Here is a 20,210-nt window from a genome sequence, read left to right as displayed (position 1 = left end):
ACCGCCGCACAAGCGGCTGGCGCACCGCCGCGCAGGCGGCTATCGCACCGCCGCGCAGGCGGCTATCGCAAAGTCTCGATCGGCCCTTCCGCGGAGCCGGTGATGAACTGGTGCAGATAGGGATCTTCGGCCGTGTCCATCTGCGACACCGGTCCGTGCCAGCGGATCTTGCCCCGGTGCAGCATCGCCACCTTGTCGGCGATGGCCCGCACGGAGGTCATGTCATGGGTGATCGTCAGGGCGGTGGCGCCCATTTCCGTCACGATCTCGCGGATCAGGTCGTTGATCACGCCCGACATGATCGGGTCGAGCCCGGTGGTCGGCTCGTCGAAGAAGATGATTTCCGGATCGGCGGCGATGGCGCGGGCGAGGCCCACGCGCTTCTGCATCCCGCCCGAGAGTTCCGCCGGGAAGAGGTCGGCCACGTCGGGGCCGAGCCCGACGCGGCGCAGCTTTTCCACCGCGATTTCCCGCGCCTCCGCCCTGGGCCGCTTGAGCGAGCCGCGCAGCAGGCGGAAGGCGACGTTCTGCCAGACCGGCAGGCTGTCGAACAGCGCCGATCCCTGGAACAGCATGCCGAAGCGCGCGAGGAAGGCGTCGCGGTCGCCGGTCCGCGTCACGTCCTCGCCATCCACGAGGATCGTGCCGCTGTCGGGGGTGATCAGGCCGAGGATACATTTCAGCATCACCGATTTCCCGGTGCCCGATCCGCCGATGATGACACAGCTTTCGCCCTTGGCGACGCCGAGGTTGACGCCCCGCAGGATGTCCTTCGGACCGAAGGATTTATGCACGTCCCGGAGTTCGATCATGTCGCGAAGAAGGCCTGTGTGAGAAGGAAGTTCGCCGCGAGGATCAGCACGGCGGAGGCGACCACCGAGCTTTTCGTGGCCTGCCCGACACCCTGCGCCCCGCGGCCCGACTGCATGCCGTAATAGCAGCCCATGAGGGTCGCGATCGTGCCGAAGGCCGCGCCCTTCACGAGGGAGGAGACGATGTCGGAGCTCTCGAGGAAATTGATGGTGTTCTTGAGGTAGGTGGCGGAGTTGAAGCCGAGCGACTGGGTGGAGACGAACCAGCCGCCGAACACCCCGATCACGTCGCCCACCGCCACCAGCAGCGGCACGGTCACGAGGCCGGCGAAGACGCGCGGGGCGGTCAGGTATTTCATCGGATGGGTGGAGAGGGTCACGAGCGCGTCGATCTGTTCGGTGACCTTCATCGTCGCGATCTCCGCGGCGATGGAGGAGGTGACGCGCGCGGCCATCATCAGCCCGACCATCACCGGCCCGAGTTCGCGCACCACGCCGAGGGCCACGATCTGCGGCACGACCTGTTCGGCGGAAAAGCGCGAGCCGCCGGCATAGATCTGGAGCGCGAGCGCCCCGCCGGTGAAGACGGCGGTCAGGCCGACGACGGGGAGCGAGAGGTAGCCCACATGCAGGAGCGCATGGAGGATCTCGCGCATGTAGATCGGCGGGGTGAGGATATGGCGCAGCGTCGCCAGCGCAAAGATCGTCACCCGCCCCATCGACGCGAGAGCGGAGAGCACGGCCCGCCCGAGGGCGGCGAGGAGGCGCGCGAGGAGCTTCATCCGAGATACCGCCGCTGGTAGCGGCGCCCGAGGGAGGTGAGGATCTCGTAGCCGATCGTGCCCGCGATCTGGGCGAGATCGTCCACCGTCTGATGCGCGCAGAGCAGGTCGAGCGAGCGCGGGACATGGTCGAGATGGGTGATGTCCACCGTGATCAGGTCCATCGAGACCCGGCCGACCAGCGGGCAGGGGGTGGTGCCGTCGAACATCATCGCCTTGCCGGAGATATGCCGCGTGATGCCGTCGCCGTAGCCTGCCGAAACGGTGGCGATGCGCGCGGGCGCCTCGGCGGTCCAGGTGTTCCCGTAGCCCACGGTTTCGCCGGCGGCCACGTCGCGGGCCTGGATGACCGGACATTCCACGCGCACGACGGGCCTCGCCTCCTCGAAGGGCAGGCCGCCATACATGCCGATCCCGGCGCGGACCACGTCGAAGTGATAGGCCGGGCCGAGCAGCACGCCCCCCGTCGCCGCGAGCGAGCGGCGCACCGGCAGGCCGTCGGTCATCGCGCAAAAGGCCGTGCGCTGCTGTTCGTTCATCGGGTGGTCGGGCTCGTCGGCGCAGGCGAGATGGCTCATCAAGAGGTCCGGCTTGGCCTTCATCACCAGGTCGCGCACCGCGTCCCATTCGGAGGGCTCGAGCCCGAGCCGGTTCATCCCGCTGTCGAGCTGGATGCCGAAGCCCGCGCCGGGAAGCGCCTCGAAATGGCGGGTGATCTGGTCGAGGGAATTGAGCATCGGGACGAGCGCCATGTCGGCCATCATGTCGGTGTCGCCCGCCATGTGGCCGCCGAGCACGCCGATCCAGGGCGAGGGGCCGACGGCCTGGCGCAGTTCGACGCCTTCCTCGGCGGTGGCGACGAAGAAGCTGTTCGCCCCCGCCTTTTGCAGCGCGCGCGCCGCCTTGCCGAGGCCGAGCCCGTAGGCATTCGCCTTCACCACCGCGGCGGTTTCCGTCCCGGTGCCGGAGCGGCGGTCGAGGGCGCGCCAGTTGTCGGCGAGCGCGGTCAGGTCGATATGAAGAATGGATGTTCCCATGGCTGTCTTTTGACCCCGCAGGCGGCGCGGTGCAAGCCCAAAGCGCCGCACAGGTTTCGTTCCTTTTCCGGGGGTTGCCTTTCCGCGCCGGCGATCAGTAGTCGGGGCTGTAGCCCTGGTCCTCGCGGGCGAGGTTGCCGAAGCGGGTAAATTGCGCCTCGAAGGACAGCTCGACCGTGCCGATGGGGCCGTGGCGCTGCTTGCCGAGGATCACCTCGGCCTTGCCGTGCAGGCGTTCCATGTCCGCCATCCATTTCTCCATCGCCTCGAGATTGTCGTCGTCGGGTTTCTCCCGCTCTTTGTAATATTCGCCGCGGTAGACGAACATCACCACGTCCGCGTCCTGCTCGATCGAGCCGGATTCGCGCAGGTCGGAGAGCTGCGGGCGCTTGTCGTCGCGGCTTTCCACCGTCCGGGAGAGCTGTGACAGCGCAATCACCGGGATGTTGAGCTCCTTGGCGATGGCCTTCAGCCCCATGGAGATCTCGCCGATCTCCTGCACCCGGTTGCCCTCGGTGCGCGAGGTGCCGCGCACGAGCTGGAGATAGTCCACGATCAGAAGGTCGAGCCCGTGGGTCCGTTGCAGGCGCCGGGCGCGGGCGGCGAGTTGGGAGATCGGGATGGAGGGCGTGTCGTCGATATAGAGCGGGCAGCTTTCGAGCGCCTTCGCGGCATCGACGAAGCGACGGAATTCCGTCTCGTCCATGTCGCCCTGGCGGATCTTGTGCGAGGAGATTTCCGACGCCTCGGCAAGGATCCGGGCGGCGAGCTGTTCGGCGCTCATCTCGAGCGAGTAGAAGCCGACCACGCCGCCCTCCACCGCGCCCTGTCGCCCGTCGGGCAGGGTGCCCTTGCGATAGGCCTTCGCGATGTTGAAGGCGATGTTGGTCGCCAGCGAGGTCTTCCCCATCGAGGGACGGCCGGCGAGGATGATGAGGTCGGACTTGTGCAGCCCGCCCATCTTGCGGTCGAGGTCGATGAGCTGGGTCGCGATCCCGGCCATGCCGCCGCCGCGCTCGTAGGCGGCATTGGCATTCATCACCGCCTGGGTCACCGCCGAGAGGAAGGAGGTGAAGCCGGTCTCTCCCTTGCCCTGTTCGGCGAGCGCATAGAGCTTCTGTTCGGCGGCGACGATCTGTTCGGCCGGATCGCGGTCGTCCGCGCCCGAGGCGGCGGCCCCCGCGATCTCGTTGCCGACCTCGATGAGTTGGCGGCGCAGGTAGAGGTCATAGATCAGCTGCGCATAGTCGCGCACCGCATAGGTGGAGATCGCGGAGGCCGCGAGCCGGGCGAGATAGGCCGGTCCGCCCAGCTCCCTGAGCCCCTCGTGATCCTCCATATAGGCCTTCAGCGTCACGGGCGAGGCCAGCATGTTCTTCTGGATCCGCTCCTGCGCACGTTCGTAGATATCCTTGTGCACCGGATCGAAGAAATGATCCGGCGAGATGATCGAGGCGATCTTGTCGAACACGTCGTTATTGGTCAGGAGCGCGCCGAGAAGCTGCTGCTCGGCCTCGATGTTATGCGGCACCGCCCCCGCATAGGAGGCAATCAGGGATTGTCCCTCCGTCGCCTCGCCGGACTTGCCGTCGCGGGCGTTCTGCAATGTCGCGATATCGCTCATGGCTCGTCTGTCCTCACGTTTCACGCCGCGAGTCGCTGCCTGCCCGCGGACTTGCCTTCCATACCCCCCTCCGGGGCGCCTTTCAAAATGTATAACCTGTGGATAGTCCCGCCGCACCGCCGCACCGCGGGCTAAGCGATCGGGAAAAAAGGGAAAACGCCCCTCCGCGGACGGGCGCTGAAATTTTCGGCACGCGCGGGGGGGGGGCTCAGGTCCGGCGGTGCTTTTCCTGCCAGGCGCGCGGCGCGCCGAGGAACTCCTCGACCTCCGCGAGCGTCGCGGCGTCGAAGGTCTTCTGCCGCTTCGCCTCCGCGAGCACGTCCCACCAGGTGCAGAGCGAGACGAGCTTCACCCCGTGATCGCCGAGCACCTTCTCCGTCTCCGGGAAGATCCCGTAATAGAAGATCACCGCGGTCCAGCCGCAGCTCGCGCCCGTCTCCCGGATCGCGTCGACGAAGGAGAGTTTCGAGCCGCCGTCGGTCGTCAGATCCTCCACGAGGAGCACGCGCTCGCCCTCGTGCATCGCGCCCTCGATCCGCGCGTTGCGCCCGTAGCCCTTCGGCTTCTTGCGCACGTAGCTCATCGGCAGGCCGAGCCGTTCGGCCACGAGCGCGGCAAAGGGGATGCCCGCCGTCTCGCCGCCCGCGACGTTGTCGAAGGCCTCGAACCCCGCCTGCCGCATGATCTGCGCCGCCAGGAAATCCATCAGCGTGGAGCGGATGCGCGGGAAGGAGATCAGCTTGCGGCAGTCGATATAGGTCGGCGAGGGCAGGCCGGAGGCGAGGACATAGGGCTCCTCGGGGCGGAAATTCACCGCGCCGATCTCGAGCAGCATCCGTGCCGTCAGCCGCGCGATCTCGGTGTCGTCGGGAAAGGAGGAGGGGATCATCTTCTGGCTGTCCTTCGTCTTTGTCTGGCCGGGCCCTGTTGCTCAGGCCTCGACGCTCCAATGCAGCGGCATCTGCGGGTCGAATACGGTCACCGGCCCGTCCGCCGTCTCGATCTTCGCCGGGTAGGAAACCGGCGCGCCCTTTCTCAGCGTGATCGTGGCCTCGTTCACCGGCAGGCCGTAGAAGGCGGGCCCGTTGCGCGAGGTGAAGGATTCGAGCGCGTCGAGCCGGCCCTCCGCCTCGAACACCTCGGCGAGGATCGACAGGGTGTTGGTCGCGGTGAAACAGCCCGCACAGCCGCAGGCGCTTTCCTTCGCCCCGTCGGGATGCGGCGCCGAATCCGTGCCGAGGAAGAAGCGCCGGTCGCCCGAGGTCGCGGCCTCCACGAGCGCGCGGCGGTGTTCCTCGCGTTTCGCGACCGGAAGGCAGTAGTAATGCGGCCTGATCCCGCCCACGAGGATGTGGTTGCGGTTGATGACGAGGTGATGCGTGGTGATCGTCGCGCCGAGACCCGTCTCGACCGAGCGCGCGTACTCCACCCCGTCCTGCGTCGTGATATGTTCCATCACCACCCGCAGCCCCGGCGTCTTCTGCCGGATCGGGTCGAGAACCGTTTCGATGAACACCTTTTCGCGGTCGAAGATGTCGACCTCGGCGGCGACCACCTCCCCGTGCACGCAGAGCGGCAGGCCGATCTCGGCCATCTTATCGAGCACGCCGCGCACCTTGTCGAAATCGCGCACGCCCGAGGCGGAATTCGTCGTCGCCCCCGCGGGATAGAGCTTCACCGCCTTCACGAGGCCGGAGGCATGGGCGGCGGCGACGTCCTCGGGGTCCGTCTCCTCGGTGAGGTAGAGCGTCATCAGCGGCTCGAAGGTGCCGCGGCCCGGATTGGCCTTCAGGATGCGCTCGCGATAGGCCGCCGCATCCTCGCCCGTGACCACCGGGGGCACGAGATTCGGCATGACGATGGCGCGGGCGAAATGGCGCGCGGTTTCGGGCAGGACGGCTTCGAGCATGGCGCCGTCACGCAGATGCAGGTGCCAGTCGTCGGGGCGGAGGATCGTGAGTGTGTCGGTCATGCGCCTCAATTACCGCGTTCCCGTGCGACATGCCAGATCCCTGTTGCTGCATATTTTTTGAGCAAATGGTCGGATCTTCGCCGGCGATCGCCCCCAGGCCATTGAAGCCCCCGCCCGCTCGGGTCTAGCGTCGGACACGATCCGGAGGACCAGATGCTCGACGCCACCCGCACCGCCACACCGCCGCAGATGCAGCGTGTCAAGGGACACGCCGCGGTGGTCATGGGTGCGCGCGGGCTCGTGGATCTTGCGCAGTCGGGGTCCGCCAAGGCGATGCTGCCGAAGGTGCACGGCCCCGTGCCGGAGGTGGTTTTCCTCAATACATCCGGGGGGTTGACCTCCGGCGACCGGCTCGCCTACCGGCTCGAGGCGGGGGCGGGTACGGCGCTCACCGGCACGACCCAGACCGCCGAACGGGCGTATGCGGCGACCGCGGACGGGCCGGATGCGTCGGTACAGGTCGCGCTTTCCGCCGGGGCGGGGGCGCGGCTCGACTGGCTGCCGCAGGAGACGATCCTCTTCGACCGCGCCCGCCTGTCGCGCCGCACCACGGCGGAGATCGCGGGCGACGCGCGCTTCCTCTTCGTCGAGACGGTGGTGCTCGGACGTGCCGCGATGGGGGAGACGGTGCGGCGCCTGCATCTGCGCGACCGGCGGGAGGTGCGCCGGGCCGGGCGGCTCGAGTTTCTCGAACCGCTCGAGATCGACGCGGCCCTGCTTGCCCTCCGCGACCACCCGGTGACGCTGAACGGCGCGCGGGCGATCGCCACGATCGGCCTGTTCGAACGCGGCGCGGAGGCGCTGGCCGACCTGCTCAAGCCGCTGTCGCGGGACGGGGTTCGGACCGGCGTGTCCGGCTGGAACGGCAAGCTCGTGATCCGCGCCGAGGCCGCGGACGGCTATCCGCTGCGCCGCTATGTGGCAGAGGCGCTCACCACGATCCGGCGCGCGCCGCTGCCGCGCGTCTGGCAAATGTAAGAAGGAACGGACATGAACCTGACCCCGAGGGAAAAGGACAAGCTGCTGGTGTCGCTGGCTGCGATGGTGGCGCGCAACCGCCTGGAGCGGGGCGTGAAACTCAACCACCCCGAGGCGATCGCGCTGATCACCGATTTCGTCGTCGAGGGCGCGCGCGACGGCAGGATGGTGAGCGAGCTGATGCAGGCCGCCGCCCATGTCGTCACCAGGGCGCAATGTATGGAGGGCGTGCCGGACATGATCCACGAGGTCCAGGTCGAGGCGACCTTCCCCGACGGGACGAAGCTCGTCACCGTCCACCACCCGATCCGATGAGGAGGCCGAGATGATCCCCGGAGAATATTTCGTCGCGGACGGCGAGATCGAACTCAACCCCGGTGCCGAGGTCACCCGGCTCAGGGTCGCCAACACCGGCGACCGCCCGGTGCAGGTCGGCAGCCATTTCCATTTCTTCGAGACCAACCCGGCGCTCGATTTCGACCGGGAGGCGGCGCGCGGCAAGCGGCTCGACATCGCCGCCGGAACCGCGGTGCGGTTCGAGCCGGGCCAGACCCGCGAGGTGTCGCTCGTGCCGCTGGCCGGGGCGCGCGTCGTCTTCGGGTTCAACCGGAAGGTCATGGGCGCGCTATGAAGCCCGTGCATGTCCTTTTCGCGGCCTGGCTGCTGCCGGCGCCCGCTCTCGCCCAGGAGGTCGATTGCGCGTCGGCGATGACCCAGACCGACATGAACATCTGCGCCGCGCGGGCCCATGCCGCGGCCGATGCCGACCTGAACGAGACATACCGGGCGGCGATGGACAGCCTCTCCGCCGGGCGGCCGGAGGTGGCCGGCGCGCTCCGCGACGCGCAGCGCAAGTGGATCCCCTATCGCGACGCGGCCTGTGCGGCGGAAGGGGCGGTCTACGAGGGAGGCTCGATCCGGCCGCTGATCGTCTCCTCCTGCCTCGAGCGGCTGACGCGGGTGCGGACCGCCGATATCCGTGCCGCCTACGAGATGAAGTGAAAGGGTGAGACCATGCCTGCAAAGATTTCCCGCGCGACCTATGCCGACATGTTCGGTCCCACCACCGGCGACCGCGTCCGGCTCGCGGATACGGAACTGATCATCGAGGTCGAGCGCGACCTGACCGCCGAACGGGCGGGCGGGGGGCGCAACGCGCCGTTCCATGGCGAGGAGGTCAAGTTCGGCGGCGGCAAGGTGATCCGCGACGGCATGGGCCAGTCGCAGCGCTCCCGCGCCGAGGGCGCGGTGGACACGGTCATCACCAATGCGCTGATCGTCGACGTGACCGGGATCTACAAGGCCGATATCGGCCTCAGGGACGGGCATATCGCCGGGCTTGGCAAGGCCGGAAATCCCGACACCCAGCCGGGCGTCGATATCATCATCGGCCCCGGCACGGAGGTGATCGCGGGCGAGGGGCGGATCGTCACCGCGGGCGGCTTCGACAGCCATATCCATTTCATCTGCCCGCAGCAGATCGAGGACGCGCTCCATTCCGGGCTGACCTGCATGCTCGGCGGCGGCACGGGGCCCGCGCACGGGACGCTCGCGACGACCTGCACGCCGGGGCCCTGGCATATCGGGCGGATGCTCCAGGCGCTCGACGGCGTGCCGATGAACATCGCGCTGGCCGGCAAGGGCAACGCCAGCCGGCCGGCCGCGCTCGTCGAGATGATCACCGCCGGGGCGGCGGCGATGAAGCTGCATGAGGACTGGGGCACGACGCCCGGTGCCATCGACTGCTGCCTGTCGGTGGCCGACGACATGGACGTGCAGGTGATGATCCACACGGACACGCTCAACGAAAGCGGCTTCGTCGAGAACACGCTCGCCGCGATCGGGGGGCGCACGATCCACGCCTATCATACCGAGGGCGCCGGCGGCGGCCATGCGCCCGACATCATCAAGGTCGTGGGGCATGAAAACATCCTCCCCTCCTCGACCAATCCGACGCGGCCCTATACGGTCAACACGCTCGAGGAGCATCTCGACATGCTGATGGTCTGCCACCATCTCGACAAGTCGATCCCCGAGGACGTCGCCTTCGCCGAGAGCCGGATCCGCAAGGAGACCATCGCGGCGGAGGACATCCTGCACGACATGGGCGCGTTTTCGGTGATCTCCTCGGACAGTCAGGCGATGGGGCGCGTGGGCGAGGTGATCATCCGCACCTGGCAGACCGCCGACAAGATGAAGAAGCAGCGCGGCCGCCTTCCGGAGGAGACCGGCGACAACGACAACATGCGCGTGAAGCGCTATATCGCGAAATACACGATCAACCCGGCCATCGCGCATGGCATGTCGCGCCATATCGGCACGGTGGAGACCGGCAAGCGCGCCGATCTGGTGATCTGGTCGCCCGCCTTCTTCGGCGTGAAGCCGGAGATGGTGCTGCTCGGCGGCTCGATCGCGGTGGCGCAGATGGGCGATCCCAACGCCTCGATCCCGACGCCGCAGCCGGTCTATTCGCGCCCGATGTTCGGCGCGATGGGCCGCGCGGTGGAGCATTCGGCGGTGCTCTTCGTCTCCCAGGCGGCCGAAGCCGAGGGCGTGGGCCGCACGCTCGGCCTGTCGAAGCGGACGCTTCCGGTGGAGAACACGCGCCGGATCGGCAAATCCTCCATGGTGCTGAACAATGCCACGCCGGAGATCGAGGTGAACCCGGAGACCTACGAGGTTCGCGCGAATGGCGAGCTTCTGACCTGCGAACCGGCGACGGAATTGCCGATGGCGCAGCGCTATTTCCTGTTCTGACGGTGCCGGGCGCGGCGGGGCCGCCGGCGAAAGGGCGGCGGGATCATGACGGCGAGGCGAGGCGGAGACTGGGACGGATGCGGAATGTGCAGGAGACGGCGCGGGCGGCCCGGCGGGCCGGGGCGCGCCAGCCGTCGCGCGCGACAGCCCATGTCGCGTGCCGGGGATCGTGCCGGGTGAGGGGACGGAGAGATGTGCCATGCTCAGTCCCGTTCGATGAGGTCGAAATCGTCGCCGGGATCGGGCAGGGCCCAGGCCGGGGGGCGGGCGGGATCGCGCGCCTCGATGCGGACCGAGGTGACGTGCCTCGTGGTGCGATAGCGCGGATCGTCGACGATCCCCGCGGGGAGCTTCGAGACGTCGAGGATCTCGTGGCCGGTGCGCGACACGACGACGTCGCAGGTGAAGCCGGGGAAGCGGCCGGTCTCGTTCATCTCGAGAAACCGGGCCTCGAGCGCGGCCTCTCGGGCGCGCAGCACGGCGATCTGGGCGCGCAGGCGGGCGAGGTCGTCGGCGGGGGAACGGGGCATGAACATCTGGGATCTCCGGCTGAAGGTTTCCTTGCGTTACATTTTGACACGAACAGGTTAAGAAATTCCCAATTCAGCGAGCGGAGGGTCCAGTCATGAGTGCAGCGAAAGCCTATGAGATCGTGCCGGGAGGCGGCGCCGGGGCCGGCGACAGCGTGTCGCTGAGCTACGACCAGCGGCTCCTGCGGCGCAAGAAGCTGACGACCGGGCGCGGCGCGGTGATCTTCGTCGACCTGCCGCAGACCGTGTCGGTGGCGGAGGGCGACGCCTTCCGCACCGAGGCGGGCGCCCTGGTCGCGGTGCGCGCCGCCGAGGAGGCCCTGTTCGAGGTGACGGGGCCGGACGTGACGCGCTATGCCTGGCATATCGGCAACCGGCACACGCCCTGCGAGATCGCGCCCGACCGCCTGGTGATCCAGCGCGATCCGGTGCTGCGGGCGATGCTCGAACAGCTCGGCGCGACGGTGACGGAGATCGTCGCCCCCTTCAGCCCCGAAGGCGGCGCCTACGGGCACGGGCGCACGATGGGGCACGACCACGGGCCGGCGCACGGGCCTGACCACGGCCACGGCGGTCACGATCCCCACCATGACCATGACCACCCTCACGCTCACGACCATGATCCCGCCCATGGCCACAGCCATTCCCATGACGGAGGACGCACCTGGCACAGTCATGACTGACCGCGACCTGCTGACGCTCACGCAATGGCTGTCGCCCGCCTTCCCGCTCGGCGCCTTCGCCTATTCCCATGCGCTCGAACTCGCGGTGAGCGAGGGGCGGGTGCGGGAGGCCACGGAATTGCAGGACTGGCTCGCGGCGACGCTGCGCTTCGGCGCGGGGCGGGTGGACGCGGCGCTGCTGGCGATGACGCGCCAGGGCGCGGAGGCGGCGGAGATGGCGGCGCTGGCCGAGGCGCTGGCGGGGACGAGGGAGCGCTGGGCGGAGACCTTCGAGCAGGGCACGGCCTTCATGCGGACCGTGGCGCAGATGGGCGGGCCGGAGATCCCCGCCTCGGCGCTTCCGGTGGCGGTGGGCGTCGCCGCGCGGCCGCTGTCGCTGGCGACGCGGACGGTGGTGTCGCTCTATCTCCATGGCTTCACCTCGAACCTCGTGTCGGCGGGCGTGCGCTTCGTCCCGCTCGGGCAGGCGGCGGGACAGCGCGTCCTCGCCGCGCTTCACCCGGTGATCGCGGAGGTGGCGGAGGCCGCTCTCGACACGCGGGCGGAGACGCTCACCACCGGCAGTTTCGCCGCCGACCTGTCCTCGGCACGGCACGAGGACATGGATGTGCGGATTTTCAAGACCTGAGAGAAGGGAGACAGACATGGCATCACCGAACGGACCCCTGCGCGTCGGCATCGGCGGTCCGGTGGGGGCGGGCAAGACCACCCTGACCGGCGCGCTCGCAAAGATCCTGTCGGAGCGGTTCTCCGTCGCGGTCATCACCAACGACATCTATACGCGCGAGGATGCGGAGGCGCTGATGCGCCAGCAGATCCTGCCGATGGAGCGTATCCGCGGGGTGGAGACCGGCGGCTGTCCGCATACGGCGATCCGCGAGGACGCCTCCATCAACCTCGCGGCCGTGGCCGATCTCACGCAGGCGATTCCCGATCTCGACGTGATCCTGATCGAGAGCGGCGGCGACAATCTGGCCGCGACGTTTTCGCCGGAACTCGCGGACCTGACGATCTACGTGATCGACACCGCCGCCGGACAGGACATCCCGCGCAAGCGGGGGCCGGGCGTGACGCGGTCGGATCTCCTGATCGTCAACAAGGTGGATCTCGCGCCCCATGTCGGGGTCGATCCCGCCCTTCTGGAGGCGGATACGAAACGCGCGCGCGGCGATCTGGCCTATGTCATGGCCTCGCTGCGCAGCGGGCAGGGGGTCGCGGAGGCGGCGCGCTTCGTCGTGGAGGAGGGGGGGCTCGCCTGAGCCGGGCTCAGGCGGTCGCCTGCGTGCGGTCCGGGGGCATCTTGCTCCGGCCGGGCACGGGCCGGCCCTGCTCCTCGAGCATCGCGACCGCATGGTCATAGGCGCGGCGGAAGCGCGGCGCCCGCTTGCGCTGCGACAGCACATGGCCGCAGAGCAGCACGGTCTGGAACGGCCGGTTGCCGGTCCCGACTTCGCTCAGGAGGCGGCGGAGATAGCCGTTGTGCTCCCGCCGCGAGCGCAGGGCGCGGGTGATGTCCCGCCGGGTCAGCGCGCCGCGCATCGCCGCCTCGAGCAGCGGGGCGAGCGCGTCCATTTCCATCATCTCGAATTCGGGATCCGCGCCGAAGAGCCGGCAGGGCACGCGGGTCACATGCGGCCGGTGAAACAGCGCGGCGTGCATGGCGTCCGCCTCGACATGCGGATCGTAGAGGACGACGGCCTTTTCCGCGCCCTCGATCATGTCGGGGGCAAAGCCGTAGCGGGAGGAGAAATCCATCCGCCGCGTTTCGGGGAACCGGTGGTCCCAGGACGCGAGCCGTCCGTCGAGGGTGGCCTGCGGCGAGATCGCCACGACGGTCGCACCGGGGGCGGCGACGGAATAGGCGGCGGCGGCATAGCCGAAGGCACCCGCGCCGTAGAACACGACCTGGTCGAAATCCTCGAAGAAGCCCTCGTCCACGAGCCGGTCGAAATAACCGTAGACCTCGGGCGCGCGGAACCAGTCGGCGCTGCGGTCGGGCCCGTGGGAGAGCAGCGTGAGCGAGGACCAGCCCTGCTGCGCGGCGAGCGTCATGCCATGGGGATAGCCGTTGTCGGTGCGTTCCGTGGCGCGTTCGTGGCTGTCGAAGGTGACGAGCAGGCGCGGCGCGTCGTCGAGGAAGGCGGCGGCATAGCTGTCGCCCAGCGGCTGATAATAGCCGTGCTCCTCGGCCAGAACCTCCAGGCTGTCGCACCAGGCCTTGCGCGGCTGGTTCGAGATGTCCTCGAGCGTCCTCACGGCTGTCTGAAGCGCGCTGTCCATGTTCTGTCCCCCGGTCCTCTGCCTGTCTTCGCTCTGTCGGTTCATGTCGTCCATATCGGGGGCGTCCCCGCGCCGCACCGGACGACCGGGCGGCGCTGTCGCCGGTCCCGTCCTGTCCGTTGTCGCGCGGATTTGGTTAACGCCCTTTTATCCAATTAGGGTGTTTTCGCGGCAGGGAAAAGGAATTCCGCAGCCTTTGGGCAAACTGTCGCCGGACACGAAACGAAACGGGGTGTGCCGTCCGTTTTGGTGACGCTCATGCCGGAATGTGCCGCGAAACGAGGCAGGGCCCGGCCCGCTCGGGGCGGCGGAGGGCGCAGGCGAGTCGCGGCAGGTGCCCCGCTCAGCCGAGAATGATGCCGATCGTCACCGCGCCGAGGCCGATGGCGGAGATCAGCAGCGCCCCCATGTTGAGCGCCACGACCTTTTGCAGGCGCCCGCGGATCTCCTCCTCGGAGCCGCCGAGCCGTTTCGCCTTCATCGCCGCGACGATGCAGTAGACCAGCAGGCCGATGCCCGCGAGCGTGAGGACCGCGCCAAGCCAGATGAGCCACTCCATGAACCTCTCCCCCGTGTCACGTCGAATTCGTCTCCCGACCGCCTAGCCGCTTCGCCGCCGCGGCGCAAGCGCGCCGTGTCGCAGCGCGTGCCCGCACACCCCGTGCCGGGAGGCTTGCCTTGGCGCGGAGGGGCGGGTAGGGATCGGCTCCGAACGAAGACAACGACATGACGAGGACAGGTTCGACATGATGGACGACGAGAACGACACCGGCCCCGCCAGCTCCTATCGCGTGACCGCCGACGAGCTGCGCCAGTTCATCGAGCGCTACGAGCGTCTGGAGCTCGAGAAGAAGGACATCGCCGATCAGCAGAAAGAGGTGATGGCCGAGGCGAAGGGCCGCGGCTACGACACCAAGGCGATGCGCAAGATCATCGCCCTGCGCAAGAAATCGACCGACGAGATCGCGGAGGAAGAGGCCGTGCTCGAAATGTACAAGGAAGCGCTCGGCATGAGCTGAGCGCCGCCGCGCCTCAGACCGCCGCCCGATGGAGGCGGCGAAGGGGAGATCCGGCGCGCGCCGCGGTCTCCTTTGTGCCCCAAATACTCAAAGAAACATACGCAAGAAAGAAGCCCCGCCAAGGCGGGGCTTCAGAGTATCGGGGGGCAGGGAGAGCCCTGCCGCCCGATGGTTTCAGGATCCCGGTCCGGTCACACCGGTCACACCAGGGCGAGGTCGAAGCGGTCGGCGTTCATCACCTTCACCCAGCCCGAGACGAAGTCCTTCACGAACGTGTCGGCATTGTCGTCCATCGCGTAATATTCCGCATAGGAGCGCAGGATCGAGTTCGAGCCGAAGACGAGGTCCACGCGGGAGGCGGTGAATTTCACCTCGTCCGTCTTGCGGTCGCGGATCTCGTAGGCGCCGTCCTCGGTCGGGTTCCACTTGTAGGCCATGTCGGTCACGACCGAGAAGAAGTCCTGCGAGAGTGCGCCGACGCGGTCGGTGAAGACGCCGTGGCGGCTGCCGCCATGGTTCGCACCGAGCACCCGCATGCCGCCCAGAAGCGCGGTCATCTCCGCCGCCGACAGGCCCAGAAGCTGGGCACGGTCGATCAGAAGTTCCTCGGCGGCGACGTTGTAGTCTTCCTTCATCCAGTTGCGGAAGCCGTCGGCGAGCGGTTCGAGCACATCGAAGGACTCCGCATCCGTCATCTCCGCCGTGGCATCGCCGCGGCCCGGTTCGAAGGCGATGGAAACGTCATGCCCCGCGGCCTTCGCCGCCAGTTCGACGCCGACATTGCCCGCCAGCACGATCGTGTCGGCCAGCGACGCCCCGGCCTTCTCGGCCAGCGGTTCGAGCACGGCCAGCACGCGGGCCAGGCGTTCGGGCTCGTTGCCCGCCCAGTCCTTCTGCGGCGCGAGCCGGATCCGCGCACCATTGGCGCCGCCGCGCATGTCCGAGCCGCGATAGGTCCGGGCGCTGTCCCAGGCCGTCGCCACGAGTTCCGCGGCGGAAAGGCCGGAGGCTGCGATCTCGGCCTTCAGGTGGCCGATGTCGTAATGCGTCGGGCCGGCGGGGATCGGGTCCTGCCAGACCAGGTCTTCCTGGGGCACGTCCGGCCCGAGGTAGCGCGATTTCGGCCCCATGTCGCGGTGGGTGAGCTTGAACCAGGCCTTCGCGAAGGTCTCGTCGAAATAGGCCGGATCGGCGATGAACTTCTGGCAGATCTCGTTGTAGATCGGGTCCACCTTCATCGCCATGTCGGCGTCGGTCATGATCGGCTTGCGGTGGATCGACGGATCCTCCACGTCGACGGGCATGTCGTTCTCGTCGATGCTGACCGGTTCCCACTGCCATGCGCCGGCGGGCGATTTCTTCAGCTCCCATTCATGGCCGAAGAGCATCTCGAACCAGCCCATGTCCCATTTCGTCGGGTTCGTGGTCCAGGCGCCCTCGATGCCGGAGACGACGGTGTCGCGCCCGATGCCGCGGCCCTTCGTGTTGAGCCAGCCGATGCCCTGATATTCGACCGGAGCGGCCTCGGGATCGGGGCTGAGATTGGCGGCATCGCCGTTGCCGTGGCATTTGCCGATCGTGTGGCCGCCCGCGGTGAGCGCGGCGGTCTCCTCGTCGTTCATCCCCATGCGGGCGAAGGTCTCGCGCACATGCAGGGCGGTGCGCGCCGGATCCGGCTGGCCGTTCACGCCCTCGGGGTTCACGTAGATCAGGCCCATCTGCACGGCGGCGAGCGGCGTGTCCATGCTCGCCGGATCGTCGAGATCGCCATAGCGGCCGTCGGAGGGGGCGAGCCATTCCTTCTCGGAGCCCCAGTTCGTGTCGTTCTCCGGGTGCCAGATGTCCTCGCGGCCGAAGGCGAAGCCGTAGGTCTTCAGCCCGGCGACCTCGTAGGCGACGGTGCCCGCCAGGATCATCAGGTCGGCCCAGGAGACCTTCTTGCCGTATTTCTTCTTGATCGGCCACAGAAGGCGGCGGCCCTTGTCGGTGTTGACGTTGTCGGGCCAGGAGTTCAGCGGCGCGAAGCGCTGGTTGCCGGTGGAGGCGCCGCCACGCCCGTCGGAGGCGCGATAGGAGCCGGCCGCGTGCCAGGCGACGCGGGCGAACATGCCGACATAGCTGCCCCAGTCCGCGGGCCACCAGTCCTGGCTGTCGTTCATCAGCGCGCGCAGGTCGGCCTTCAGCGCCTCGACGTCGAGCTTCTTGAGCTCCTCACGATAGTTGAAGGCGACACCGCCGGGTTTCGTCTTCACGTCCTGTTGATGCAGGATGTCGAGGTTGAGCGCATTGGGCCACCAGTCCATCACTGCACTCGTCCGGGCGGTCATCCCGCCGTGCATCACCGGGCATTTGCCGGTAGGTTTCAGATCGTTGCCGTCCATGTCATCCTCCGCGTTGACTGCGCGCATGCGCGTGGCTTCCGACACCCGCCGGAGCGGCGGGCTCGCACAAGGGGTAGCGGGGCTACCCGATAAATTAAAATCGCTTTTTCTATGCTTACCGATAGTTTTTTCTTATCGACACTCCGTCGCGGCGCGGGGGCGGTCGGTCCCTATCCGCCCCATGCCTGCTTTTCGCGGTGAAACTCCCAGTGAAACTCCCGGTAAAACTCCGGTGAAACCTGCCCGTGGAGGCCGGCCGCAGGCGGTGCCGGGCGGTTCGTGCGGAGGTGTCGCAGGGCCGGGCGGGACGGGCAGGGCGGGGCGGATGAGCCAACAGGTCGCACCGACCGGGCGAAGACAGGCGGAGGAAACGTCGACGCGGCGCCGGGAGCGCCTTTTCCGTCGGCAAGATCGGCAAGGATACGCCACCGGGCGCCTGGATCGCGCCCGCCTCGCGCGGTCCTTTCGGGCAATTGCGGTGAAAACGCGCTTTCTCCGACTCGCGGAACGTCCGGGGCGCGGCGGGGGTGCGCCTCGGGAGGGGCGCCCCTATGGCGGGAGGAAGCGCACGCCCTCCATCCCCTCGATGCGCAGGAGGTCCTCCTCGTAGAGATCGGTGAGGCGGTCTACCAGCGCCGCGTCCCAGCCGGGCAGCGCGATCTCCGTCTCCAGCGCCTCCTCCTCGGCATATTTGTCGAGAAAGGCCATCAGGATCTTGCGCCGCTGCGCCTCGTTCTGCGGCCGATGGGTGTTGAGATAGGTGCGCAGCCGTTTCACCCCCTCGCGCGTCATGATCGTGGCGAGGATGTCGAGCCCGCCGGAGATCGGCACCGAGGGGCCGATGCCCGTCACCTCGCGCATGAGCTGCGCCCAGATGATCGGCGTGTCCTCATAGGCGAAACAGGTCAGCCCGGCATCCGGGCAGACCTGCCGGATCGTGTGCAGCAGGTCGGACCAGCGCAGCGCCTCCGGGTCGGTGCCCGCCATGAAGGTCTCGTAGGTCATCTTCGGCCCGCAGCGCGCGAAGACCTCGGGGATGAAGGTGGCGGGATTGCGCAGCCCGAGCACGAATTCGACCTCGTGGCCGGCAAAGACGTTCCTCAGCCAGGGCAGCTTGAAATCCGCCTTGCCGTAGAACACGCCTTTCTCGAAGACGAGCGGAGGCATGCAGATGACGTCCTCGTAGCTCAGAACCATCCGCTGCGGCTCCTCGAGCTCGAGCATGTGGTCGAGCAGCATCTCCTGCGTCTCCGGGCTGGCCCGGTCGCTCTTCACCTTCTTCATCACGTCGGGCAGGAGATCGCGGTAGCGGGAGGGCGGCGGCACGGCGACGCCCTGTTCCGCGAGGACCGCCTTGTTCTTGAGAAGCCCGCGCATGAGCTGCGCCCCGCCCGTGCAATGCGCTCCGATATGGATGGAGATGATCATGGATCGCCGTGGTCTCCCGGCTCTTCGGCCTGTCTGCTCTCGCGGTTTTGTTCTGTTTGTCTTCTGTTCGTCTTCGGCTTGTCTTCCTCGGGCCGCCCTCCGCGCGGAGACGGGGCGGCCGGCTTCACTATAGGGGCTTTTCTGGACAGGGAAACCGAATTCGCCTATGCGGGATGGAATGAGCGACCAGATGTCCGAGCCTCCCGTCCCGCCGCTGCCGCGCGCCCGCATGCGCCTGCGCAGGGTCCGGGTTTCGCCCTGGTCGGCCGGGGCGTTCCTCGTCGCGCTCCTCGTGCTGATGCCGCTGGTCGCGGTGGTCTGGATCGCCTTCAATCCCAGCGAGAACATCTGGCCGCACCTGATGGCCACGACCCTGCCGCGCTACCTGTCCGCGACCTTCCGGCTCGGCTTCGGCGTCGCGCTGATCGCCGGGGCGGCGGGGACGGGCGCGGCCTGGCTCGTCGCGATGTACCGCTTCCCGCTGTCGCGCGCGCTCGAATGGCTGCTGCTCCTGCCGCTCGCGATCCCGGCCTATGTGGGCGCCTATGCGCTCGTCGATTTCCTCGAATATGCCGGCCCCGTGCAGCGGCTCCTGCGCGGGCTCTTCGGCTGGCAGAGCGCGCGGGACTACTGGTTTCCGGAGATCCGCTCCCTCGGCTCCTCCGTCGTCGTGCTGTCGGCGGCGCTGACGCCCTATGTCTTCCTGATGGCGCGCGCCGCCTTCCGCGAACAGTCCGGTTCGGTCTACGAGACCGCCCGCGCGCTGGGCGCCGGGCCCTTCGCGCGGTTCTGGCGCGTCGGCCTGCCGATGGCGCGCCCGGCCATCGCCGCCGGTGTCGCGATCGTGCTGATGGAGACCGTCTCCGATTACGGCACGGTGGCCTATTTCTCGGTGCAGACACTGACGACCGGGATCTTCTCCACCTGGCTCGAGGGCGGCAACGCGGGCGGCGCGGCACAGATCGCCTCCGTCGTGCTCGCCGTCGTGCTCCTGCTCGTGGCGGTGGAGAAAAGCTCGCGCGGGCGGGCGCGCTTCCATTCCGGCGCGCGTCACCCGCGCCCGATCTCCCCGATCCGCCTCACCGGCTGGCGCGGCGGCGTCGCCACCGCCGCCTGCCTCGTGCCCTTCGCCCTTGGCTTCGTCCTGCCGGTGGGGGTCATCGCCCATCATGCGCTGGGCGAGCCGGAGCAATGGACCGCGCCGGGCCTGCTCGAGGCGCTCGCGAACACGCTCACCGTGGCGGGCAGCGCCGCCGTGCTCACCGTGCTCGCGGCGCTCTTCATGGTCTATGGCGTGCGCCTGACCGGGCGGAAGCTGCCGCGGCTGATCCTGCCGGTGACGACGCTCGGCTATGCCGCGCCGGGGGCGGTGCTGGGCATCGGCATCCTCATTCCGCTCGCGGCGGTCGACCACCTGCTCGCGGACTGGATCGAGGCGGCGACGGGCCGCGATGTGGGGCTTCTGCTCACCGGCTCCGCCTTTGCCATCGTTATGGCCTATGTCGTGCGCTTCTTCGCCATCGCCCAGGGCGCGACCGATGCCGCGATGGGCCGCGTGGCGCCGTCGCTGCCGATGGCCGCGCGCTCGCTCGGGCAGACGCTCGGCGGCACGCTGCGCCGGATCTACGTGCCGCTGATCCGCGGCTCGGTGGGCACGGCGCTGCTCCTCGTCTTCGTGGACTGCGTGAAGGAACTGCCCGCGACGCTGCTGCTGCGCCCGTTCAACTACAACACGCTGGCGACCCGCACCTTCGAGAAGGCCTCCCTCGAACAGCTCGAACAGGCCTCCCCCGCCGCGCTCCTCGTGATCGGCGTGGGCCTCTGCGCCGTGCTGCTCATGGCCCGTGCGGAGAACGCCGCCGACCTGTCGTGAGGGAGGCGCAAGCGTTAACCGATCATTAACGCGGCCCTTGTCTTTCCCGCCGCC

21 protein-coding genes are annotated in these 20,210 nt (G+C 68.3%); 10 read left to right on the top strand and 11 right to left on the bottom strand.

Features of this window, described 5'->3' with window-relative positions; genetic code table 11:
* Nucleotides 1–62 precede the first annotated feature (62 nt).
* The 6 genes from P73_RS17165 to pyrC form a co-directional block, all read right to left on the bottom strand.
* Nucleotides 63–812: an ABC transporter ATP-binding protein gene (locus P73_RS17165; protein WP_043870512.1), complete on the bottom strand. Its 750-nt coding sequence runs from the start codon at nucleotides 810–812 to the stop codon at nucleotides 63–65.
* Nucleotides 809–1,594, bottom strand: coding sequence for an MlaE family ABC transporter permease (locus tag P73_RS17160; protein WP_043870511.1), 786 nt, complete (start codon nucleotides 1,592–1,594; stop codon nucleotides 809–811). The genes P73_RS17165 and P73_RS17160 overlap by 4 nt, the downstream gene beginning before the upstream one ends.
* A complete protein-coding gene (gene alr, locus P73_RS17155) occupies nucleotides 1,591–2,631 on the bottom strand; it encodes an alanine racemase (RefSeq protein WP_043870510.1) in 1,041 nt (346 codons plus the stop codon). Before alr ends, P73_RS17160 begins: the two co-directional genes overlap by 4 nt.
* Nucleotides 2,632–2,725: 94 nt before the next feature.
* Nucleotides 2,726–4,255 (bottom strand): replicative DNA helicase, encoded by a 1,530-nt coding sequence (locus P73_RS17150; protein ID WP_082033282.1) that lies wholly within the window; start codon nucleotides 4,253–4,255, stop codon nucleotides 2,726–2,728.
* Between the two features lie 208 nt (nucleotides 4,256–4,463).
* Nucleotides 4,464–5,144, bottom strand: a complete 681-nt coding sequence (locus tag P73_RS17145; RefSeq protein ID WP_043870509.1) for an orotate phosphoribosyltransferase — start codon at nucleotides 5,142–5,144, stop codon at nucleotides 4,464–4,466.
* 42 nt (nucleotides 5,145–5,186) lie between these two features.
* Nucleotides 5,187–6,227 carry a dihydroorotase gene (gene pyrC, locus P73_RS17140; protein WP_043870508.1) on the bottom strand — a complete coding sequence of 347 codons (1,041 nt, stop codon included), beginning with the start codon at nucleotides 6,225–6,227 and terminating at the stop codon, nucleotides 5,187–5,189.
* A 153-nt stretch (nucleotides 6,228–6,380) separates the two neighbouring features.
* Between pyrC and P73_RS17135 the strand changes: the two genes are divergently transcribed.
* From P73_RS17135 to ureC, 5 genes are read left to right on the top strand one after another with little or no spacing between them, the layout of a single operon-like run.
* The gene (locus P73_RS17135; RefSeq protein WP_043870507.1) at nucleotides 6,381–7,205 is read left to right on the top strand and encodes an urease accessory protein UreD; all 825 of its coding nucleotides are present in this window, start codon (nucleotides 6,381–6,383) and stop codon (nucleotides 7,203–7,205) included.
* A gap of 12 nt (nucleotides 7,206–7,217) precedes the next feature.
* Nucleotides 7,218–7,520 (top strand): urease subunit gamma, encoded by a 303-nt coding sequence (locus P73_RS17130; RefSeq protein ID WP_043870506.1) that lies wholly within the window; start codon nucleotides 7,218–7,220, stop codon nucleotides 7,518–7,520.
* Nucleotides 7,521–7,530: 10 nt separating this feature from the next.
* A complete protein-coding gene (locus tag P73_RS17125; protein WP_043870505.1) occupies nucleotides 7,531–7,836 on the top strand; it encodes an urease subunit beta in 306 nt (101 codons plus the stop codon).
* Nucleotides 7,833–8,207 (top strand): lysozyme inhibitor LprI family protein, encoded by a 375-nt coding sequence (locus tag P73_RS17120; protein WP_052453378.1) that lies wholly within the window; start codon nucleotides 7,833–7,835, stop codon nucleotides 8,205–8,207. The genes P73_RS17125 and P73_RS17120 overlap by 4 nt, the downstream gene beginning before the upstream one ends.
* 12 nt (nucleotides 8,208–8,219) lie before the next feature.
* Nucleotides 8,220–9,962, top strand: a complete 1,743-nt coding sequence (gene ureC / locus P73_RS17115) for an urease subunit alpha (RefSeq protein WP_043870504.1) — start codon at nucleotides 8,220–8,222, stop codon at nucleotides 9,960–9,962.
* 203 nt (nucleotides 9,963–10,165) lie between these two features.
* Here ureC and P73_RS17110 read toward each other — a convergent pair whose 3' ends face one another.
* Complete coding sequence (locus P73_RS17110) at nucleotides 10,166–10,492, bottom strand: hypothetical protein (RefSeq protein WP_158401953.1); 327 nt, start codon at nucleotides 10,490–10,492, stop codon at nucleotides 10,166–10,168.
* Between the two features lie 95 nt (nucleotides 10,493–10,587).
* Here P73_RS17110 and P73_RS17105 point away from each other — a divergent pair, with 95 nt between their 5' ends.
* Genes P73_RS17105 through ureG form a run of 3 tightly spaced genes read left to right on the top strand, consistent with a single transcriptional unit; the run spans nucleotide 10,588 to nucleotide 12,434 of the window.
* Nucleotides 10,588–11,175 carry an urease accessory protein UreE gene (locus tag P73_RS17105; protein WP_052453377.1) on the top strand — a complete coding sequence of 196 codons (588 nt, stop codon included), beginning with the start codon at nucleotides 10,588–10,590 and terminating at the stop codon, nucleotides 11,173–11,175.
* Entirely contained in the window at nucleotides 11,168–11,803 is a 636-nt protein-coding gene (locus P73_RS17100; protein ID WP_043870502.1) for an urease accessory protein UreF, read from the top strand. Before P73_RS17105 ends, P73_RS17100 begins: the two co-directional genes overlap by 8 nt.
* 16 nt (nucleotides 11,804–11,819) lie before the next feature.
* The gene (gene ureG / locus P73_RS17095) at nucleotides 11,820–12,434 is read left to right on the top strand and encodes an urease accessory protein UreG (RefSeq protein WP_043870501.1); all 615 of its coding nucleotides are present in this window, start codon (nucleotides 11,820–11,822) and stop codon (nucleotides 12,432–12,434) included.
* Between the two features lie 7 nt (nucleotides 12,435–12,441).
* Here ureG and P73_RS17090 read toward each other — a convergent pair whose 3' ends face one another.
* Both P73_RS17090 and P73_RS17085 read right to left on the bottom strand, forming a co-directional pair.
* On the bottom strand, nucleotides 12,442–13,455 hold the full coding sequence (locus tag P73_RS17090) for a hypothetical protein (RefSeq protein WP_043870500.1): 1,014 nt from the start codon (nucleotides 13,453–13,455) through the stop codon (nucleotides 12,442–12,444).
* Nucleotides 13,456–13,798: 343 nt separating this feature from the next.
* A complete protein-coding gene (locus tag P73_RS17085) occupies nucleotides 13,799–14,014 on the bottom strand; it encodes a hypothetical protein (RefSeq protein ID WP_043870499.1) in 216 nt (71 codons plus the stop codon).
* Nucleotides 14,015–14,201: 187 nt separating this feature from the next.
* On the opposite strand from P73_RS17085, the gene P73_RS17080 reads away from it, so the two are divergent.
* Nucleotides 14,202–14,474, top strand: a complete 273-nt coding sequence (locus P73_RS17080) for a DUF2312 domain-containing protein (protein WP_139267067.1) — start codon at nucleotides 14,202–14,204, stop codon at nucleotides 14,472–14,474.
* Between the two features lie 200 nt (nucleotides 14,475–14,674).
* On the opposite strand, the gene katG is transcribed toward P73_RS17080, so the two are convergent.
* A complete protein-coding gene (gene katG / locus P73_RS17075; RefSeq protein ID WP_043871884.1) occupies nucleotides 14,675–16,855 on the bottom strand; it encodes a catalase/peroxidase HPI in 2,181 nt (726 codons plus the stop codon).
* Nucleotides 16,856–17,404: 549 nt separating this feature from the next.
* Nucleotides 17,405–18,283: a hypothetical protein gene (locus P73_RS17070; protein ID WP_043870498.1), complete on the bottom strand. Its 879-nt coding sequence runs from the start codon at nucleotides 18,281–18,283 to the stop codon at nucleotides 17,405–17,407.
* A 190-nt stretch (nucleotides 18,284–18,473) separates the two neighbouring features.
* On the opposite strand from P73_RS17070, the gene P73_RS17065 reads away from it, so the two are divergent.
* Entirely contained in the window at nucleotides 18,474–20,156 is a 1,683-nt protein-coding gene (locus P73_RS17065) for an ABC transporter permease (protein WP_082033379.1), read from the top strand.
* The last annotated feature ends 54 nt before the right edge of the window (nucleotides 20,157–20,210 follow it).

The organism is Celeribacter indicus, from assembly GCF_000819565.1.
Taxonomy (GTDB): Bacteria; Pseudomonadota; Alphaproteobacteria; order Rhodobacterales; family Rhodobacteraceae; genus Celeribacter; species Celeribacter indicus.
The sequence above is the reverse complement of the archived record's forward strand: the minus strand, read 5'-3'. Positions and strand labels throughout refer to the sequence as shown.